Genomic DNA, 19,805 nt, shown 5'->3' on the forward strand with positions numbered 1-19,805 from the left:
TCAGTTGCCTTCCGTCAGCATGTCGTTGATCGTCTGCTTGCGCTGTGCGTTGGTCATCCTCGCGAGGTTGCCGACTCTGAAGTGGCCGGACTCCTTGAGCCACTTCTTGCGCTCGGGCACCCCGCCGGAGACGGCCTCGAGGGTGATCTCGTGGAGGATCTCGTTGTGGCTCATCTCGAAGAGCTGCGAGGTCAGGATGTGCTTGAGCCGCTCATCCTGGTCCTGGATCTGGTGCGAAAGACCGGTGTCCAGGCGGCGCACGAGCTCCATCAGGAAAAGCCCTGCAGTGGAGAACAAGTCGGCGAAGGTCTTCTCGGGGTCCGCGAAGATCCCGGGGTTCTCGGCCTCGAGAATGTCGACCATCTGCTTGACGACCAGCTGCGGAGTGAAAACGAGCGAGGTATTCTGCTGCGGGATGTAGGCGAAGATGCTCTCCGTCTGCACGTCGTCAAAGTAGTCTGCGAGGACTTCTTTTTTGTCGAGGAACTCCTGGATCGACTGGTCAAACACCGCCTGATCGAAGAGCCCGGGGATCCTGGAAACGGTGCCGTCTTCCTCGGTCACCTCCTGCCCGTCGCGCAGCAGGCGGAACTCTGTCTCGCTGATGCCGGTGATCTCCTCGAAGACGTGGTCGGGGGTGTAGTCCTCGAAGTTCGACAGGCGGATATCCCGGTCGCCATAGGCCATGAGGAACATCGGGATCGTGCGAGCGAAGCCACGGAGGTGTGAACGTGCGTCGTCCATGGTTTGGTCGGCGCGCCTCTGCTCCTTCTTCCTCTCCTCGCGCTCGACGACGGTCCGGGTGACCGCCTCGGTCGTCTCCATCAGGATGTTTGCGATGCTTTCTTGGAAGGCCTTCTCCTGCTCGGCTTTCTTTGCGACGAGCACGGCGGCGTCGGCCTCCGTGGGGGCCTCGGCCAGCTCGTCGGCGAGGTGCTTCGAGGTGATCTCGTGCTCGACACGCACGCGTTCATACTTGCGAACGACCTCTGACTCGGTGGCCTTCTCATCGCGCTCGACCTGCTTGTTCGTCAGGCCATATTCGGCCCGGAGCTTGTCGCGGGTGTCGCGCGTCTTCCCGGTGACGAGCTTCGCGAGCTTAGTCGCCACCTCGGCCGTAGGAGCCTGCGCATCGGCCGTCGGGATTTCCTCGACGCGCCACAAGGGAGCGCCCAGCTCGGCGATCTTGGGATTGATAACGGTCTCGATGTCGACCTCGGCGATGCCGTCGCGGTCGACGTTCGGCAACGGCTCGGGCAGGTCGAGCTCCTTCCTTTTGAGCTTGCCCTGCTCTGCCGTCGGGAGCTTGTCGAGGATCTGCTTCACGTGCTCGGAGTAGCGGAAGATCCCGGCGACGTTCGCGAACAGCAGGTTCGACAGGAACCCACGGCGCACTACCTCGCGAGCCTTGAACACCTTCGGGAACGTGAGGACTTGCGCGGCGTCGAGCTCGACCATCCGACCCTCGGCGTCCTCGCCGATCACGGGGAAGAAGTTCAGCAGCGTGCGAATGTTCTCCTGCCGCGATACCGGGTCGCCCGAAGGATTCGGGTGAAGGTTGTTCGCGAACTCGTCGACGATTGTGAGCGTGCGCTCGGGAGCAAAGTCGAAGATGTAGGAGTTCTTCTTCTGAAAGACCTTGTCGCCGCGCTCGAAGGTGCACGGGTTTTGCGCCCGGAACGCCGCCTGCATGTAGACGGCCGGCGAGGTCACGTTCGAGAGCATTACGACCGCCGTCCACTCGGGGATGGTCACGCCCGTGGTGAGCTGACCGACCGACAGCGTGATCGTCCTGCCGCCGGTCTTCTCGGCCTCGGCGATGGCCTCGCGGACCTTCGTCAGAGATGCCTTCGAAACCACGAGGTCGCTGTCGTCTTCCCCACCATGCCCGTCGCCGGCGGCCAGGACGACTTTGTAGTCCTTGAACACCGGGTGCTTGTTCAGTAGACGCTGCAGCGCCTTCGCCGACGCCACGCGGTCCAGCAGCCAGAACGAGTGCCGGATCTCGTCGCGCAGCTCGGGCGTTGAGAACGGGTACTTTTCATTTGCAGAGAGCCGGTCGAGGAACACTTGCACGTCCGCCTCGTGCTCAAAGAATCCGTTGTCCTTTGTGCGGAAGAACTCGCCCAGGTCGAAGGCATAGTCGATGTTCGCCTCGTCCTCAGCTATCGCCACGCCCTCAGCGAGACGGTCGCTAATCATCCGCGAAACCTGGTAGGTGAGCAAGTTAAGCGTAGGTAGCGCCTCGTAGGGATTCTCTTGGTTCGGGTTATCCCACCTGGCGCGTGCGGCCTGCTCGTCCTCGTAGGTCCAGTTAAAGATCTGGTCCTGGTCGAACCTTCCCGAAGCGAGAGCCTTGAACGGCGTGCCTGACAGGTGCAGCGTCCACTTACGCGTGACCTGGTCGAAAGCGACGTCGGTCTTTGTTGTGTCGACACCTTCGTGAGCCTCATCGATGACCAGCAGGTCCCAATCAAACTGCGCGATGTGCTTGAGCTTGTCGAAGCTTCCGCCGAAGTACATCGAACCCTTCAGGTCCTGCAGCGAGAGGAACTCAACGATGCGCGGGTCCTGATCGAGGTGCTCGCGAGCGTAGGAGCGCCATTGCTCTCTCGTCATCGTCGGACGGCCGTTCAGTGACGGAGACTCGGACACGAAGTGGTAGGTCGTCTGGTGGCCGACGAAGCGTAGGAAGTCGTCGAGCCACGAGTTCGCGACCGCCGGACGATTCGTCACGATGAGCACCCGGCGCGCGTCGAGCTCGCGCATGAGTTCATATGTCGTGAGGGTTTTGCCGAAGCGCGGTTTGGCGTTCCATAGCACCTCGGCCTTCCCGGCACCGAACGCCTCGAGCGTCTGGGCAACAGCGTCCTTCTGCTCCGGGCGGAGCTCGTAGTCCTGCGCCACGACGCCCGAGGTGTCGATCTCGAAGTTGCCCGAGGCGAAGTCGAGGAAGTACTCGCGCGAGCTCTTCGGAGCATCGTTGAAACGGTGCCACTCGGTGCGCTTCGGCCGGCCTTCGGTCGCCGGGACGCCGTCACGCTCAATGCCCTGCTGCTTGAGGAATGCGTGGAAGTCGTGATCGGTGAACCTCCCGCCGTCGGGCGTCATGTAGGTCGCCTTGAATACCCACTCGATCTTTTTGCTGATCGACAGCTGCGAGGCCTGCTGAGCGATGCGCGCCTGTGCGCCACCCTCCTGCTCCGTGTAGCCGATCTTTTCCCAGCCGCCGTACTTGGGCAGGTCGGTCGTGCTCCACGAGTAGATCTGCGGCGTGATCTCCCGGAACGTACTGATCGTCGGGTTAGGCATGTGCGTTCGCTTTCTTGTGAACGTGGTGGACCGGGCAAGGCTCGTAGGCGGCGTACACGGTGAAGTCGAAAGCACCGTCCTCGCGCAGCGAGTTGAAAGTGAACGGCTCTCTCTTGACCTTCGAGGGGTCGTCCGCCTGGCGGGTCCACCATGAGAACTCGATTTCGTCGCCGTCGGCCGTGCGGCCAGTCAGGGTGTTGCCGCGCAGGACGTTCGTCTCAACGAGGAAGACTGCAGCGCGGAAGAGGTCGGTGCGCGGTGAGCAGGGCGTGCCGCACGAGGTGTGGAACTTCACGAATTCGCCCACCAGCGCAGCCTGCGCGTCCCGGTGGTTGTCCTCAAGGAGCTCGATCGCATAGATGGACGCGAGCGCGAACAGCGATTCCCTTTGCCAGGTTGACGGGGCCAGATGCTCTTCGACCGCGGCGAGCTTGCGCTGCAGGATCGCGACGAGGAAATTTCCGTCGCCGGCCGCTGGTTCGAGGAAGGTCCTGTCGATGAAACCCTCACCGCGCTCGAGATCGTCGCTCACGAGATCGAGCATCTGATCCACCATTGAGCGCGGGGTGAACACCTCGCCGTAGGTCTTGACGCGGTGCCGCGACTTGACGAACAGGCGGTCGGCGTCGTGTTTGCTCATGGCGATCTTCCGTCGGTAGGAGGTCAGGGACCCCGAAGCGTCGTCGCGCAAGGGAGAACCGTCTCGTGTGGCTTCCTCGAAGATTACGAGAGGGTTGGCGCTGCGGCGCGACTCGTGACCCGGTTCCGCCGCAGGGAGAGATGTCGCGGGGGCGGTAGGAGTCATGAAACCTCTTCGTCAGGGGGGGTGCCAGACGTCGTGTCTGTGCTCAAAGCCTCTACATCATATTCGGGGGGGGGCAGGGCCAGAAGCGACAGAGGAGCACCATGCGGGCGCGAACGAGAACAGCCGACCACCACGGGGCGGTCGGCTATTTTGGCTATTCTGTGTGGGGAGTGGCGTCAGTGCGCGGATTCGTACGGGTCGCGGACGGCGTGGCTGATGCGGCCGCGTGAGGAGACTTCGTGGCCGTTCGCGTCCGCCCACTCGCGAGTCTTCGCGAGCTCGTCGGAGTTGCCACGCTTGGCGCCCTGCCGGCGCCTGCGCCACCAGAGCAGCCGCTGACCTTTCGGGCGGCGGCGACGTAGTCGGAGAACGCTTCGCGCATCGCGTGGGGCATGCGCCATGTACGCGCTCGCGCCCAACCGCATCAGCGCGAAGCCGCCGCCCGAGCGAAACCGGCACCCGCCGTGGCAGGACCCGCGGCACCGGCTACAGGAGGCGCATTGGTCGCATCAGCCGGCACGGCCGACGACACCACGTCGAGCGGCGCCCCGGGAGCAGACTGCTCCTCGAGGTCGGCCTTCACCGACGCGGACACCCCGAACAACAACGTCGCCACGAACCCCACGACATAGGCCACCACGAGGCCCGACCCGTACCCGAGCAACGCCCACCCGTACCCGGACGATCCGTTCAGCAGCGGGATGAGCGACAGGTCCGAGGCCCCGATGGCGATCGCCCCGACGGAGTGCCCGAGCTGGTCGAACAACCCGACGACACCGCCGCCGAACGCCCCACCGATCCACGCAGTGATGAACGGCCGGCCGAGGGGGAGGGTCACGCCGTAGATCAGGGGCTCGCCGACGCCGAGGAAGCCGGCCGGTAGCGCACCGCGGATGGTCCGCACCAGCGAGGCGTTCGACCGGAACCGCACCCACAGCGCGATGCACGCACCGATCTGCCCGGCACCACCCATCGCCAGGACGGGCAACAGCACGGTCCACCCGGTCTGGTCGATCAGGGTGGTGTGGATCGGGATGAGTCCCTGGTGCATGCCGGTCATGACGAGCGGCAGGAACAGGCCTCCGAGCACGAAGCCGGCGAACGCCCCGCCGTTCGCGAGCAACCAGGTCGCCGCGGTCCCGATCGCGACGGAGACGACACCGGCGACGGACATGAGCACGCCGAGGCTGATCGAACCGGCGACGAGCACGGTGACGGTCGGCACGACGATGAGCGCGATGACGTCCGGCGTGACCCGGCGCATGAACCGCTCGACGTAGGCGGCGAGTATGCCACCGGCCAGCGCTCCGAGCACACCGCCCTGCCCGGGAGCCAGGGTCTCGCCGAACACCGTGACGTTCGCGACGCCGGCCGCGACGATGATGCCGCCGACCGCGCCACCGAGGATGGGCGTGCCGCCGAACTCCTTCGCGGCGTTCATCCCGACGAACACGGCGAGCAGCGACAGGAACCCGGACGAGAGCACGCCGAGGAACGGCGTGACCCCGGGCACCCACCCCAGGTTCGTCAGGATGCCGTTGATCCCGGCGATGAGCCCGCAGGCGATCAGTGCGGGGATGAGCGGGATGAAGATCGCGGAGATCTTCCGGATCGCGCGCATGGTGCGGCCGTCAGAACGGGACCGCGCGGTCGCCTTGATGGACGCACCGCGAGCAGCGAGCTCCTCGGGCGACGCACCAGACCCACCAGCCGCAGCCGGCGGGGCGGCCGCGCGCAGGGCCTCCAGGCCGTCGGCCACGCGGTCGACGAGACCCGGGCCGAGCACGATCTGCAGGTTCGCGCCGGCCGCGATGGCGGCCATGACGCCGTCGGTGGCCTTCAGATCCTCGAGCGCGACTGCGGAGTCGGACACGACCTCGACCCGCAGGCGGGTCATGCAGTTCTCGACGTCGGCGATGTTCGCGGAACCGCCGACGGCGTCGAGGATCTGCTGGGCGAGTTGCTGTGCATCGGGCATGGCGTGCTCCTCGGGGAAAGGAAACGAACGGGGAAACGGGGTCTACAGCACGGCGCGCAACGAGCCAGCAGCAGCATCGAGGCGCTCGCGGGCATCGGCAGCCGAGGCGCCGGTCAGGATCACGGCGATGGCGGTCTTCACCTCGCCGTCCGAGGCGTCGAGTGCCGCCTGGACCTCGGCGGGGGGCGCGCCGGTGACGTCCTGGACGAGCGAGAACGCCCGGGCGACGAGCTTCGCGTTCGTCGCCCGCACGTCGACCATGCGGTTGCCGTACGTCTTGTGACTGCGCACCATCGCGAGCGTGGTGAGCATGTTGAGGACGAGCTTCTGCGCGGTGCCCGCCTTCAGGCGGGTCGACCCGGCGATGAACTCGGGGCCGACAACGACGTCGATGGCGATGTCCGCCTCCCGCCCCGCGGCCGAGTCGAGGTTGCACGCGACGGAGACCGACAGGGCGGAGCGGCGACGGGCCTCCAGGATGGCTGCGATCACGTAGGGCGTCCTGCCGGACGCGCTGATCCCGACGACCACGTCGTCGGCCGTCAGACCGAGCGCGTCGAGGTCGCGGACGGCCGCTGCTTCGTCGTCCTCCGCGCCCTCCACCGCGGTGGTCAAGGCGGGGTCGCCGCCGGCGATCACGCCAACCACCTGGCTCGGGTCGGTACCGAAGGTGGGCGGGCATTCGCTGGCGTCGAGGACGCCGAGCCGGCCCGGCGTGCCGGCGCCGACGTAGACGAGTCGGCCACCACGCGCGAACGCTGCGGCGATCGAGTCTGCCGCCAGTGCGATGGCCGGGAGGCACGGCTCCAGTGCCGCAGGCACGCTGCGGTCTCCGGCGTTCATACGCTGGGCGGCTTCCAGCGTGGAGATCGTGTCGATGTCGTCCAGCGCGTGGTCGGTCGCCTCGGTGGTGAGGGCGGCGAGTTCGTCGCGGAGGGCGTCGTGGGTTTCGTGCGTCTGGTTCATGGTGGTGCTCAGTTCCGGTGGTGGGTGCGGACGGCGTCGCGGCTGCGGGCGAGGAGCGGCTGGGAGCGCTCGTCGGTGCGCTGCGCGACGACGATGAACAGGGTGTCGACGATGGCGAGCTGGCTCATCCGGCTGCCCATGGCCGCGGGGCGCAGGGCACTCTCGGCACCGGCGACACCGAGCAGGACGTGGTCGGCGGTGGTGCCGAGCGGGGCGGCGGCGTGGCCGGTGATCGCGATGATCGTGGCGTGCTGTGCTCGGGCGGCGTGGGCGACCTCGAGGGTCTCGACGGTGGAGCCCGAGTGGCTGACGAGCACCAGGACGTCGTGCTCGCCGATGACGCTCGCCAGTGTCAGGGCGTTGTGCGGGTCGTCGGCGATGGAGCTCACGATGCCGATGCGTTCGAGCTTGAGGTGCAGGTCGCGGGCGACGATGCCGCTCGCTCCCACGCCGTACAGGACGACGCGTCGGGCGTCGCTCACGGCGGCTGCAGCTGCCTCAAGTGCGTGCGGGTCGAGCGCGGCACGGGTGTCGGCCATCACCGCTCGGACGTCCTCGGTGACCTTCGCGATCACGGTGGCGACGTCGTCGTCGACCGCGACCCCGGCGTGGATCTCGGTGGACTCACGCTCGTGGATCTCGCGTTCGACGGCCCGGGTCATGCTGCGCTGCAGGGCGGCGAAGTTCGCGAAGCCCAGGTGCTGGGCGAACCGGGAGACCGTGGCGGGGGACACCCCGGCTCGGCCGGCGAGGTCGGTGGCGTTCGTGGTGGCCGCGGCTGCCGGGTCGCCGAGGACGGCGTCGGCGATGGCGCGCATGCTCGACGGCATGCTCGCCGACTGGGTGCGGACGAGGGCGAAGGCGTCGGCGCGTTCGGACCGCTCGGTGATCGTCATCCCGCCATGAAAGCGTCTTTCGTGAGCGAGCGCCAGTGCCGAAAGTAAATTGCGTGTTACGGGCTGTGGGCTGTCGGTGCGACTCGGTTTCGCGCAACCAAAGTGCGTCCGCGCCGCGGAGGTGCGTGGCACAGTTGCGCTTTGGTTGTGCGCGCGGCGGCGGGCCTCCAGGCTGGACGCCGTCAGGCGACGCCGCGTCGCGGACGAAAGACCCCTGCGCGGACCAGCCACACGTAGAGCAGGCAGCCGATGCAGACGTCGAAGACGGCGTTGAGGAACGCCGCGACCAGTGCGACCGCGGCTCCGATGGGGGCGGCGTACGGCACGCCGAGCAGTGCGAGGAGCAGCGCGACCGCGGTCACGAACAGGCCGACCTGCTGGGCGAAGGTCGGGGGTTCCGGGGCCTCGAGTTCGGCGGGCGGGGCGAGGCGTGGGCGGACGACCCGTCGGAAGAGTGCGCCGTAGGGGTGGCGGCGGATGCCGGCTATGCCTCCGACGGCGAACAGCACGACGATGACCGCGAGCAGCACGATGCCGGCGACCCACGTCTCGGGGATCAGCGTGAGGACGATCGTCGCGGCGAGGAGCACCGTGGTGATGGCGGCGCCGAAGCGGGGGGAGCGCGGGTCGACGCCGCGTTCGGTGTCGGTGGTGGTGGTCATCGGGACTCCTGGGTGCCGGTGGTGCCTGAGGTGCCTGAGGTGCCTGTGCTGCGTGTGGTGTCCGTGCTGCCTGCGGTCAGGACGGCGTCGAGGGCTGCGGCGAGCTCGGGTGGGCGGGGTGGGCCTCCGAAGCGGGTGTGGACCGAGCGGTCGGCGTCGAGCAGCAGGACCGTCGGCGTCTGCATCACGTCGAAGCGGCGAGCGAGTTCGGGGTGCTCGGCGAGGTCGATCTCGATGCGTCGGACGCCCTCGTGTTGATCGGCGACGGAGGCGAGCTGGCGCCGGGTGGCCGGGCACCGCGCACAGGTCGGCGTGGAGAACTGGACGAACGTGGCGGCGGTGCCGTAATCGGTGTCGAGCGCGAGGCCGTCTGCGTTCTGCCTCGTCGACGCGGCGCTGCCCGCCGACCGGGCTCGACCGGTCCGGTGGCGGAGCAGGAGACCGAGGACCGTCGCGAGCGCGAGGACCCCCACGAGCACGGCCACTGCGGTTCCGAAGGTCACACGGCGACGGTACGCGCAGCCGACGAACTGCTGTCGAACGTGACCGGATGTGACGCCGAGCTGTGCGCGTCGCGCCGGGCTCGGCGGGGACTCAGTCCTCGGGGAGCGTGCGGACCCACTGCTCGAACGCGGCGGCGTCGTCGTCGCGGAAGACGGCGGAAGGCCGCGACTCGTCCTTCGCCGAGTGCAGGAACAGCGTGCCGTCGGCCATCCCCGGCGTCGCGTCATCGAGGACGGACGACCTCGCCGCGACGCCCTTCCTGGTGAGGAAGGTCAGCTGTTCGCCGTTCGCCGATTCTGCGATCGCCGCATCACCGTCGAAGAACGAGGCGAGCTCCATCACCAGGAACGCGGTGGCCCCGTCCTGCGTGGTGAGGGCGACGGCCGGCTTCGTCCGACTCTTGCCGAAGGGGCGCTCGACGGCCGTGGCCGTGACTCCCGAGCCGGTCCACGGTCGCACGTCGGTCAGGGGGAGCCTGGCGGCGACCCGCGCCGCGGGTCGTTTCGGCGGGAGGGCGGCCTGGAACAGCAACGTCCCGATCACGACCGCGAGGAACCAGGCGTACGGCGAGAACGTCTTCGTCGCGATGAGGACGAGGAAGCCACCGAGGAACCCCGCCCCGACCAGATTCGGCCACCACCTCGACTCCTGACGCAGGCCGAGCGGCCACACCACGGCGCCGTACACGAGTCCGACGACCGTGGGGACCCAGAAGGCCGAGGGGCGGATGACGCCGGCGTGGAAGTGCAGCCAGACGTCCACCCCCGCCATGACGACCGCCATCACGACGAAGAAGACGCGCTGTGCGCGACGGTCCCGCTCGCGCGTGCTCAATGTGGTCATGTCGTTCCCCCGTGGTGCTCGTTCCCCGTGCTGCTCAGTCAAGCAGAACGCGCGGTCATGGTCCCGCCGCTCGGGCCGTACCCTCGGTCGGGTGACTGACGACGTGACCGCGGGCCGCTACCGACACTTCAAGGGCAACGACTACGAGGTGCTGCTCGTCGCTCGTGACGTGGAAACCGAGGAGCCCGTGGTCGTGTACCAGGCGCTGTACGGCGAACGCGGGCACTGGGTGCGCTCGCTCGCCGACTTCACCGCGCACGTCACCCGCGACGGGTACGACGGGCCCCGGTTCGTGCACCGCCCGTCATCACACGAGTGATCGTCGCCGAGAAGGCGTTCAGTTGCTGACGCCGACCCACAACTCATCACGTGCCCTGGTCATCCCGACGTAGAGCTCCCGGAGATCGAGGCGCCGTCGTTCGAGCGCGCTGTCCGGAGCGTCCTCGGGAGGGTCGACCAGCAGCGCCGAGGGGATGTCGGTGAGGAACACGTGCTTGAACTCCAAGCCCTTCGCGCGTTTGATCGTGCCGACCTTGATCGCACCTGAGGTCTGCCCGCGGTAGGACTCGACGGAAATCGCGGCGAATTTGTCGCGGCGAAGCATCTTGAGGAGCCGATCGGCGCTGGCGTTGCTCGGTGTCAGGATGCCGATGTCGCCGGTGCGCGCCCGACCACGATCGATCGCTGCACGGAGCGCCTCGAGCAGGAGCCGGTCGAGCTCATGGTGGTCCGACGACCGGCGGAGCACCGGCTTCGGCCCCGACCGGGTGATCGCCGCCACGGTGTCCCCGGGAGCGTCTGTACCCTCGATGTCGGTGACGATGTCGTCGGCGACCAAGCGGCGCGCGAACTCCGCAATCTCTCGTGTGTTCCGGTGATTGACGTCGAGGACGACGCCGCGGCCCGCCAATGAGATCCCGACCTCGCTGAGCGTGTAGCCGCCGGGGTAGATGGACTGTTGCCCGTCGCCGATGAGGGTGAGGCCGTCCTGACGATCACCGACAAGGGCGTGCAGCATGCCGACGGAGAGGGATGTGAGGTCCTGCGCTTCATCGATCAGGACAGCGTCGTACCGGTCGAGCGGCCGCTCGAGAAGCTCATCTCGTGCTGTTCGGATGAGGTCGGCCCAGTCCATGACCCGAAGGCTTCGCAGGTTTCGGTCGTACGCCTCCGCGAGCTCCCAGACGTGCTGCCTGAGCTCGACCGGCAGCCGGTACTTGCGGCCGACCCTGGCGACGGTTGCGTACTGGTCGAAGTCGAGCAGTCCGCGACCCTTGATCACGTGGTCGACCTCGTCGCGCCAGTAGCCGACGGAGAACTTGGAACTTCGGAGGGGATGGGACTCTGGAAGATCTCGCCAGGCGCGCCACCAAGCGCTGTTGACGAGGCCCTGATCGACCCGGAACGGGACTTTGCGCTCGGTCAGGATCCCGTGCGCGAATGCGTGGACTCCCGCGAACTCGACCTTCGCTGCGTGTGCCGGTTCGAGCCGCTGCAGGAGAGATTCGAGCACGGCCGGGAACGTTCTGACGTAGGTCGTGACCAGGACCCTCTTCCGGCTCCGGCGCGCAAGGTGGGCGGTGCGGTGTAAGCCGACGACTGTCTTGCCCGTCCCTGCCGCGCCGCGGATCCGCGCAGGTCCGTTGAAGCTCCGCCGGGCGATCCGTGCTTGGGCCGGATCGAGGTACGACATCCACGTCTCGATGGGTGCATCGTCCAGGTGAAGGAGGCCTTGGTGGAACGTCGCGAGGTCGAAGAGTGGAGCTTGTTCCGGTCGTTCTTCGATGAGGAGCGCCGAGGGAGTGGGGTCCGGGCTCGGAAGGAGCGCGAAGTAATCGCGTGCGACGGCAGCGACTCGTTCTGCGTCGGCCGGCGTGAGCCGCGCGCCGCGCCGGCGGATGTTGTCCACCAGTCGATCGACACCGATGACCTCGATGACGCCGACCTGCGCGGTGATTGTCGGCTGGAGGGTCATCGCCGCGATGCAGTGCACCTCGCTCGGAGGAAGGCCGACCTCGGCGAACGCCTCCTGAGCCCCGTCGAGAAGCGAGCCGAGTGAGTCGAAGGTGTCAGCCACGTCTTCATCGCCGCGGTGTGGCCGACCGTTCTCGATCGAGAACTCCCGCCAGGCCTTGGTGTCGACGATGAAGACGCCGGCACGACCGACCAGGATGAGGTCGACCTGAGCGTTCTTCGAACCGGGCCAACGTCGATCAGTCAGGAAGTGGAAACCGTCGGCGGTCAAGTCCGAGAGGAGCTGCAGGGTCTGTGCCTCCGTGCGTTCCGCCACCGCAAAGCGAGCAGCCTCTGCTCGGAGTGCGAGCGCGCCCGCCGGATCGGCAGCCGCTTCCGCCAACAAGTGCCGTGCTCGTGCTCCGGCCGATGCGCCCGCGACGCTCATGCTGACAGTCCCTCCACGGGGCGAACAGCTCGATGGCCAGCCGGGTCCCCGTCCCTGATCAGCCACGAGCCAGTCTTGCGGGTGAGGCGTGCTCGCAACAGGCACCCATTCGGGCGACGCGATTCGATACGAGAGTGCGTCATGCACCGCGGCGCGGACCGTTTCGGGACGACGGCGTGCTCGATGATCATGCTGCCTCCGTTGAGCGACCTCCGGACCGAAGATGCACACCAACATGTCAGATGATCGGCTGCCGAGCAAGGGTGAAGCGTGAACGTCGGCGCTCGCCCCTAGGCTTTCAGCGCACCGGAGAGCAAGGGGGAGCGCATGCAGATCGGCGTCGACGGGCACGTGCTGCTCAGCCCGAGTGACCTGAGCACGTGGTCGGCCTGCGAGTGGGCGTTCCTCCGCCGCCTCGACGCCAAGCTCGGTCGCGGGGACGCCCTGCCGGACGTGCACGACGACATGCTCGAACGCACGGCTCGGCTCGGGGACCAGCACGAGCTCGACTACCTCGACATCCTCAAGCAGACCCGCGACGTCGTCGAGTTCGACCGCCCCGCCCCGCCGGACTACGCACGCGCCGCAGCCGAAGCACGACAGGCCTTCGCCGACGGTGCCGACGTGCTGTACCAGCCGACGTTCCACGCAGCACCGACGGCCGACGAGCCCGGGTTCATCGGCTTCGCGGACTTCATCATCCGCAACGACCGCGGCGAGTACGAGGTCTACGACACCAAGCTCGCCCGCCACGCCAAGATCAGCGCCCTGCTGCAGCTCGCCGCGTACGCCGAGCAGATGCAGGCGCACGGCATCCCCACCGGACAGCAGGTGCACCTGGTGCTCGGCGACCGGACGACGACCACACACGACCTCGCCGACATCGCGCCGGTGTACCGCACGCAGCGCGCCGAACTGCAGCGGGTCATCGCCGAGCGCATCGCCGCCGACGAGTCACTGCAGTGGGGCGACCCGCGCTACTCATCCTGTGGCCGATGCGCCGTCTGCTCGACCCAGGTCGCCGAGCACCGCGACCTCGTCCTCGTCGCGGGCATGCGCCTCGACCAACGGGCGAGGCTGATCAAGCACGAGGTGCGGACGATCGACGACCTGGCGGTCCGCACCCGGGCAGTGCCGGGCTTGTCCCGCGCGACGCAGGATCGGCTGGTGCGTCAGGCGAGCCTCCAGATCGAGTCGGAAGACGCCCGACGGAAGGGCGCCGACGGGCCGGACCAGCCCGTCAAGCCGCGCTTCGAGGTACTCGACGCCCGCGCGCTCGACGCGATCCCGGCACCGGACCCGGGCGACGTGTTCTTCGACTTCGAGGGCGACCCGCTGCACACCGAGGACGGCGTGCACTGGGGCCTCGACTACCTGTTCGGCCTGGTCGACGACCGCGCCGAGTTCACCACGTTCTGGGCGCACACCATCCGCGACGAACGAGTTGCGCTGGAGCAGTTCCTCGCGTTCATCGAGGCCCGGCGGCAGCAGTACCCGGGCATGCACATCTACCACTACGCGGCCTACGAGCGGACGCACCTACTGTCGCTCGCCGCCCGGCACGGTGTGGGCGAGGACGCCGTCGACGACCTGCTGCGAGCCGGGGTCCTGGTCGACCTGTACCCGATCGTCCGCAAGGCCCTGGTCGTCGGCAGCCACAGTTACTCCATCAAGAAGCTCGAACCGCTGTACATGGGAGCGGACCTGCGCGAGAGCGACGTCACGAACGCCGCGGACAGCATCACCGCCTACGTCGACGCGATCGACGAGCTCCGGAACGGCGACGCGGCCGAGGGACAGCGGATGCTCGACCAGGTCGCCGACTACAACGCCTACGACTGCCGCTCGACCCTGCGCCTGCGCGACTGGCTCCGCTCGCTGCGAACCGACGACCCCGATGCGGCCGACCCGGCGCTCGAGCTCGAGGTCCCACCGATCCCCGTCGAGCGCGAGCCCAATCCGGTGTCCGTCGCGCTGGCTGCGCAACTCGAGGACGTCGACGCCCTCGACCGCACCCCTGACCAGACCGCGTTGGCGCTCGCCGCGGCCGCGATCGACTACCACCGCCGCGAGGCCAAGACCTTCTGGCAGGACCACTTCGACCGCCTGCGGAACCCGGTCGACGACTGGGCCGACACGCGTGACGTCCTGGTCGTGGAGCGTGCGTCCGTCGAGCGCGACTGGGACATGCTGCCGCGTGCCCGGTCGCAGTCGCGGGAACTCCGGTTGTCAGGGACGCTCGCGCCCGGCTCGCGGCTCCGGCCTGGAGGCACGCCCCACCTGGTCTACGACGACCCACTTCCGCCATCGATCGCCTCCCCGGGCCCCGGGTCGAAGGGCGCTTCGTCGCGCGCCGTGATCGTGGACGTCCGGGACAACGGCGATGCCGTCGAGGTCCTCGTGAAAGAAGGACTGCCCGTCGGCGGCGAGCCGCACCACCAGTTCCCCGTGGCCCTTGCCCCGTCGGCGCCGCCCCGCGCGAAGCCCCAGCCCGAGGCGATCGCGTGGTGGGGTCAGGCCGTACTCGACGACCTGCCGGCGATGCTGCCCGACCCCGCGCTCGACCTGCTGCGACGGGTGCCCCCGCGTGGCCCGATCGTGCCGGTGCAGGGCGACGACGCGGTGTCGGCCGTCGTCTCGACCCTGCTCGACCTCGACCGGTCGTACCTGGCGATCCAGGGCCCTCCCGGCACGGGCAAGACCTACGTCGGCTCGAACGTCGTCGCCCGACTCGTCCGCGAGTACGGCTGGCGCGTCGGGGTCGTCGGACAGTCGCACGCGACGTCGGAGAACTTCCTGACCTCGGTCGTGAACGCCGGCGTCCCCGCGGACCGGGTCGTGAAGGTGCCGAAGTCCGGCGCGACCGAGGACGAGCTCGACGCCGCAGCCTGGACCCCCGTGAAGAACGGTGCCGCGGTCGCCGCGTTCCTGTCCTCGTGTGAGTCCTCGGGCACCGGCGGTGTCGTCGGTGGCACTGCGTGGACGTTCGCGAACGAGTCGACGATCGAGCGCCGGTCCCTCGACCTGCTCGTGGTCGACGAGGCCGGACAGTTCTCCCTCGCCCCGACCATCGCGTCGTCGGTCGCCGCGACCCGGCTCCTGCTGCTCGGGGACCCCCAGCAGCTGCCCCAGGTGTCGCAGGGCTCGCACCCCGAGCCCGTCGACGAGTCCGCGCTCGGCTGGCTCGCCGACGGCCAGCACGTCCTGCCGCCCGAGTTCGGGTACTTCCTCGCCCGCACCCGCCGCATGGAGCCCGCGCTGACCGAATCCGTCTCGGCCCTGTCCTACGACAGGCAGCTCGCCTCGATGGTCTCCGGCCGGCACCTCGACGGCATCGCCGCGGGTGTGCACCCCGTGCCGGTCGTGCACGCGGGCAACACGACGTCCGCTGCTGAAGAGGCCGCCCGGGTCGTCGCACTCGTCGGTGACGTCGTCGGCCGCACCTGGACCGACGGTTCCGACACCCGCGCCCTGACCGACGAGGACGTCATCGTGGTGGCGCCGTACAACGCACAGGGGGCACTGATCCGGCAGGAGCTCGACCGCGCGGGCTTCACCGGCACCCAGGTCGGCACGGTCGACCTGTTCCAGGGCCGAGAGGCCGTCGTGTCGATCGTGTCCCTGGCAGCGTCGAGTGCGGCGGACATCCCGCGCGGCCTCGACTTCCTGCTCATGCCGAACCGGTTGAACGTGGCGATCTCGCGGGCGAAGTGGGCGGCGTACCTCGTGCACTCACCGGCGCTGACCACGGGGCTGCCCCCGTCGATCGCGGGCTTGTCCCTGTTGTCCCGCTTCATCGAGCTCGTCGAACCGGCTCGCTGACCGAGGCGACGCCGAGTCCTCTAGGCTGCAGGCGGCCGAGGGGGCCAGAGGAGTGGGGGACGATGTCTGCAGGAGCGCAAGGACCGCTGCCGGCCGGAAGACCAGTGCCGGACCCGGTCGAGGCACCGAAGCCGAACGCGGCGTGGACGGTCGACCTCGTCGTCACCATCGCCCTGTTCGTGGTCATCGCGATGCTCAGCGGCTTCGCGGTGCTGTTCGGCTGGGTCCTCGGGACGATGTCGCAGTACGGGTGCGACTGGGAGTCCTCGACGCGCGTGTGCAACCGATCGATGGGGGTCCAGACCGCAGTGGTCGAGGCGATCGTCCTCATCGTCGTGTGCACGGGAGGCGGAGTCCTCGCAGCGAAGGTCCGTCGGAAGCGGCCGCTCGGGTGGCTCGTCGCACTCGGGACGGCTGCAGCGGTAGCGATTGCTCTCGCACTGACGCTCGCGGTGATCGGGGCGTCGTCGGGTTCCTGACTCCCGCCTGTCGGTTTCGGTTCACGAATCCCGAGGATCGCGAACCATAACCATCACCCAGCGGAAATGCTCCGCACTCGCCCGGAGCGGACGGTGAGACGGAGCGGGTCAGTCGTCGCTGGTCGGGACGCCGCCCTGCATCTGCGCCCGCATCTCGGCGAGGACATCAGCGTGCAGGAAGTTCGCCTCGGCCGCACTCGTGGGGTCGACCACGATGCCGAACTCCTCGGGGAGCGCGGACACGAGCTCGGACATCGGCACCGGACGTCCCTCGGCGTCGGGCAGCCCGGCGGCGAGTTCGCCCGGGTCGGTGAACACGGGCACGAACGGCTTGTCCCGGATCATGACGTGGGCGACGCTGCCGGCCTCCGGGGTACCCGCCGCCTTCCAGGGGACCCACGCCGCGCTGCGCAGGAAGCCCGCGGGCGAGGCTGCCATCCTCCGTCGGAGTTCGGCAGCGGCGGTCGGCGGGGCCTTGTCGACGCCTCGGCCGAAGGCTGATCCGTTCGTCTCATCGGTACTCACGCCAACCATGCTGTCACGGCCGGCGGACACGGCTGGGCCGAGCCGCGCCTCCAGGCCGATGCCCGGCGCACGCGGACGTGGGCCGGGCATCGGAGGTGCCGGTCTCAGTACGCGGCCGACTGCCCGCCGTCGATCGGGACGACCGTCGCGTTGACGTAGGACGCGTCGTCGGACAGCAGGAAGGCGACGACAGCGGCGATCTCGGGGGCCTCGCCGTAGCGCTTCGTCGGGTTGACCTGGATGAACTCCTCGGCGGCCTTGCGCGGGTTCTCCGCGTCGAGCTGCTTCATCGAGTTCTCGACCATGGGCGTCCAGATGGCCCCGGGGGCGATGGCGTTGATGCGGATGCCGTAGCGGCCGTACTCGACGGCCGAGTTGCGGGTGAGGCCGACGACGCCGTGCTTGGCTGCCGCGTACCCGGACTGGTTGCCGATGCCGCGGATGCCGCCGACGCTCGCCGTGTTCACGACCATGCCGGAGCCCCGCTCGCGCATGACCTTGAGCACCTTCTCGAGCCCGAGGAACACGCCGCGCAGGTTGATCGACACGACGCGGTCGAACTCGGCGGCGGTGAACGACTCGGTGGGGTTCTGCTTGCCCTCGATGCCGGCGTTGTTGAAGAAGCCGTCGATGCGGCCGAAGCGCTCGGTCGTGGCGGCGACGTAGGCGTCGACCTGGGCCTCCTCGGACACGTCGGCGACGGTGGTCAGGACCTGTGCGTCCGGGGTGGATTCGAGCACGGCGGTCTTCGTCGCCTCGAGTCCCTGCTCGGAGACGTCGACGAGGGAGAGTGCAGCGCCCTCGGCGGCCAGGCGGACGGCGGTTGCGCGACCGAGGCCGGAGCCGCCGCCGGTGATGAGGACGACGCGGTCGGCGAAGCGGGTGGTGACGGTGCTGGTTTCGGGCATGGGGGTGGCCTCCTGAGGTCTTCGACGGTGAAGGGCTCGGGGTCCGCGGTGGGGCAGCGAGTCCGATCGATGCATCTGCATCGAGATTTCTAGACTACACCTGTCGTTTAACGACGCGGTCAGCAGGTGTCCAGCACCCGCACCATCGCGCTGCCTGCCTCAGCTCGTGACGATCGAGGTCGTCGTTGCCATGGTCGCCGCCATGATCACGACCATCGTCGCGGCCTCGATCTCCTCGAGTACCGCCTTCACCGCCGGGCTCGCCCAGGAGCCCGAGGTGATCTCCTTGACCAGGTCCTTGTCGACGGCGCCGAACTGCTTGCGCAGGGTGTTCGTCGCGTCGAGCAGGCCGATGACCGCGGCGGAGAACGGCGTGGGTCCTGCCCGGCCAGCCAGCACGTCCGCGATGCCGGATCGCAGCAGCGCCTCCGGGGCTCCGTCCCGCTCCGGGTGCTTCGTGGTGGGGAAGAGGCCGAGCACCTTGCCCTGCTCGACGCTGATGACGCCGAGCTCGACGAGTCCGGCGAATACGTCGTCGCGCAGCTGGCGCTTGCCGAGTCGACTCACCCACCACTTCGCCTTGCGCGGTGCACCGGCCGCCGCGATGGAGCCGACCACGCCGTCGAGCACGGGGTCGCCCGTTGCGGCGCCGTTCACCACGGTGACGAGTCCGTCCTGCAGCGAGACGGCACCGCGCAGCGCGAGGTCGGCGAGGACCGCCCCCGCGAGACCGGTGTCGAGCGTCGAACCATCGAGCGCGTGGCGTCCGTCGGGCTCGACCTGCAGGAGCGCGTACGCCTGTGGGACCGTGAGTTGCTCAGCCATGCCCGCAGCCTGCCACGCGGGGCGGAGGGGCGCCGGGCCTCCGAGCCGACACCCAGCGGCGCCGGACCGCTCGATGCCTGGATAAGGTGCTGTCCCGTGGGCATGCGCGGTTTGATGTGGGACGGGACGCGACGACACGGCGTGCTGCTCGCGATCGCCCTGGCGCCGGTGCTCGCTGCGGTCGCGGAGACGGCTGCGCTGACGCTGTCCCACGACCCGGACTGGGGCCGCGGCATCACCGGAGTGGTGGCGGCGATGACCGTCGCCGGGCTCGTCGTGGGCGTGCGCTACAACCCGCTGAACGACATCGCGACCCGGAACCGTCGGTCCGCGCAGGAGCGGACGTCGCGGGAGTCGCGCCGCTCGTTCCTCGACTTGCTGGTGCTCGACCTGGTCCTCATCGTGCTCGGCTTGCCTTTCGGCGGCGTGCTCGCGATCCGCGAGGGCGACCCGAGCGCGTGGTTCCTCTCGCTGGTGTTCGGCTTCCTGTCCGCGATCGCGTTGCTGCTGGCCTGGCTGGTCGACATGTTCGTCGTGCTGCCGATCGTGTCGATGGTCGGCGCTCTGATCGGCGCGAAGGGATCGAGCAGGACCGCGGCGTCGGCCGGGGCGGTGTTCCTGTCCGTCCTGGTGTTCGCCGTCGCGGTCACCGTCGCCGTCCCGAGCACCGACCACGGGTACCTCGGGCGGGCCGGGAGGTTCCTCGAGGCCATGGGGGTCCTCGCCGGTCTGCCGTTCCGCGACGCCGCGAACCCCGCGCTCCTCTGGCTCGCCCGTCTCGCGCTCGTGCTGCTCGTCCTGTCGATCACCTGGCTGGTGCGTGAGGGGCGCGTGCTTCGTCACGCCCGGGGAGACCGCCCGCGCCGGCCGCGCTGAAAC

Annotated in this window: 17 protein-coding genes; 4 read left to right on the forward strand and 13 right to left on the reverse strand. The window is 68.7% G+C overall.

Annotated features, from left to right (window positions below):
- From BIU89_RS13190 to BIU89_RS18795, 9 genes are all read right to left on the reverse strand, one after another.
- On the reverse strand, nt 1–3,312 hold the full coding sequence (locus BIU89_RS13190; RefSeq protein WP_071247181.1) for a DEAD/DEAH box helicase: 3,312 nt from the start codon (nt 3,310–3,312) through the stop codon (nt 1–3).
- Nucleotides 3,305–3,952, reverse strand: coding sequence for a methylase (locus tag BIU89_RS13195; protein ID WP_139179162.1), 648 nt, complete (start codon nt 3,950–3,952; stop codon nt 3,305–3,307). The genes BIU89_RS13190 and BIU89_RS13195 overlap by 8 nt, the downstream gene beginning before the upstream one ends.
- A gap of 341 nt (nt 3,953–4,293) precedes the next feature.
- Nucleotides 4,294–4,542: an Lsr2 family DNA-binding protein gene (locus BIU89_RS17810; protein WP_139179165.1), complete on the reverse strand. Its 249-nt coding sequence runs from the start codon at nt 4,540–4,542 to the stop codon at nt 4,294–4,296.
- Complete coding sequence (locus tag BIU89_RS13200; protein ID WP_071247183.1) at nt 4,542–6,095, reverse strand: PTS transporter subunit EIIC; 1,554 nt, start codon at nt 6,093–6,095, stop codon at nt 4,542–4,544. Before BIU89_RS13200 ends, BIU89_RS17810 begins: the two co-directional genes overlap by 1 nt.
- Before the next feature lie 42 nt (nt 6,096–6,137).
- Nucleotides 6,138–7,061: an N-acetylmuramic acid 6-phosphate etherase gene (gene murQ, locus BIU89_RS13205; protein ID WP_071247184.1), complete on the reverse strand. Its 924-nt coding sequence runs from the start codon at nt 7,059–7,061 to the stop codon at nt 6,138–6,140.
- An 8-nt stretch (nt 7,062–7,069) separates the two neighbouring features.
- Nucleotides 7,070–7,957, reverse strand: coding sequence for a MurR/RpiR family transcriptional regulator (locus BIU89_RS13210; RefSeq protein ID WP_083404369.1), 888 nt, complete (start codon nt 7,955–7,957; stop codon nt 7,070–7,072).
- A 182-nt stretch (nt 7,958–8,139) separates the two neighbouring features.
- The gene (locus BIU89_RS13215) at nt 8,140–8,619 is read right to left on the reverse strand and encodes a DUF4395 domain-containing protein (protein WP_071247186.1); all 480 of its coding nucleotides are present in this window, start codon (nt 8,617–8,619) and stop codon (nt 8,140–8,142) included.
- A complete protein-coding gene (locus BIU89_RS13220; protein WP_071247188.1) occupies nt 8,616–9,122 on the reverse strand; it encodes a thioredoxin family protein in 507 nt (168 codons plus the stop codon). Before BIU89_RS13220 ends, BIU89_RS13215 begins: the two co-directional genes overlap by 4 nt.
- Nucleotides 9,123–9,213: 91 nt before the next feature.
- A complete protein-coding gene (locus BIU89_RS18795; RefSeq protein ID WP_217642834.1) occupies nt 9,214–9,966 on the reverse strand; it encodes a hypothetical protein in 753 nt (250 codons plus the stop codon).
- A 91-nt stretch (nt 9,967–10,057) separates the two neighbouring features.
- Between BIU89_RS18795 and BIU89_RS13230 the strand changes: the two genes are divergently transcribed.
- Nucleotides 10,058–10,285, forward strand: a complete 228-nt coding sequence (locus BIU89_RS13230) for a DUF1653 domain-containing protein (protein ID WP_027465172.1) — start codon at nt 10,058–10,060, stop codon at nt 10,283–10,285.
- A gap of 18 nt (nt 10,286–10,303) precedes the next feature.
- On the opposite strand, the gene BIU89_RS13235 is transcribed toward BIU89_RS13230, so the two are convergent.
- Nucleotides 10,304–12,367 carry a nuclease-related domain-containing DEAD/DEAH box helicase gene (locus BIU89_RS13235; RefSeq protein WP_071247192.1) on the reverse strand — a complete coding sequence of 688 codons (2,064 nt, stop codon included), beginning with the start codon at nt 12,365–12,367 and terminating at the stop codon, nt 10,304–10,306.
- Nucleotides 12,368–12,694: 327 nt separating this feature from the next.
- Here BIU89_RS13235 and BIU89_RS13240 point away from each other — a divergent pair, with 327 nt between their 5' ends.
- Both BIU89_RS13240 and BIU89_RS13245 read left to right on the forward strand, forming a co-directional pair.
- On the forward strand, nt 12,695–16,189 hold the full coding sequence (locus BIU89_RS13240; RefSeq protein WP_071247194.1) for a TM0106 family RecB-like putative nuclease: 3,495 nt from the start codon (nt 12,695–12,697) through the stop codon (nt 16,187–16,189).
- 104 nt (nt 16,190–16,293) lie between these two features.
- Nucleotides 16,294–16,668, forward strand: a complete 375-nt coding sequence (locus BIU89_RS13245) for a hypothetical protein (protein WP_071247196.1) — start codon at nt 16,294–16,296, stop codon at nt 16,666–16,668.
- A 108-nt stretch (nt 16,669–16,776) separates the two neighbouring features.
- Here the strand turns inward: BIU89_RS13245 and BIU89_RS13250 are convergent, their stop codons facing one another.
- The 3 genes from BIU89_RS13250 to BIU89_RS13260 form a co-directional block, all read right to left on the reverse strand.
- Complete coding sequence (locus BIU89_RS13250; RefSeq protein ID WP_175475031.1) at nt 16,777–17,193, reverse strand: SseB family protein; 417 nt, start codon at nt 17,191–17,193, stop codon at nt 16,777–16,779.
- A 104-nt stretch (nt 17,194–17,297) separates the two neighbouring features.
- Nucleotides 17,298–18,101, reverse strand: a complete 804-nt coding sequence (locus BIU89_RS13255; protein WP_071247200.1) for a glucose 1-dehydrogenase — start codon at nt 18,099–18,101, stop codon at nt 17,298–17,300.
- Nucleotides 18,102–18,260: 159 nt separating this feature from the next.
- The gene (locus tag BIU89_RS13260) at nt 18,261–18,926 is read right to left on the reverse strand and encodes a GOLPH3/VPS74 family protein (protein ID WP_071247202.1); all 666 of its coding nucleotides are present in this window, start codon (nt 18,924–18,926) and stop codon (nt 18,261–18,263) included.
- 141 nt (nt 18,927–19,067) lie between these two features.
- On the opposite strand from BIU89_RS13260, the gene BIU89_RS13265 reads away from it, so the two are divergent.
- A complete protein-coding gene (locus BIU89_RS13265) occupies nt 19,068–19,802 on the forward strand; it encodes a hypothetical protein (protein WP_027465179.1) in 735 nt (244 codons plus the stop codon).
- The last annotated feature ends 3 nt before the right edge of the window (nt 19,803–19,805 follow it).

It is taken from the genome of Curtobacterium sp. MCBA15_005, assembly GCF_001864855.1.
Classification (GTDB): domain Bacteria; phylum Actinomycetota; class Actinomycetes; order Actinomycetales; family Microbacteriaceae; genus Curtobacterium; species Curtobacterium flaccumfaciens.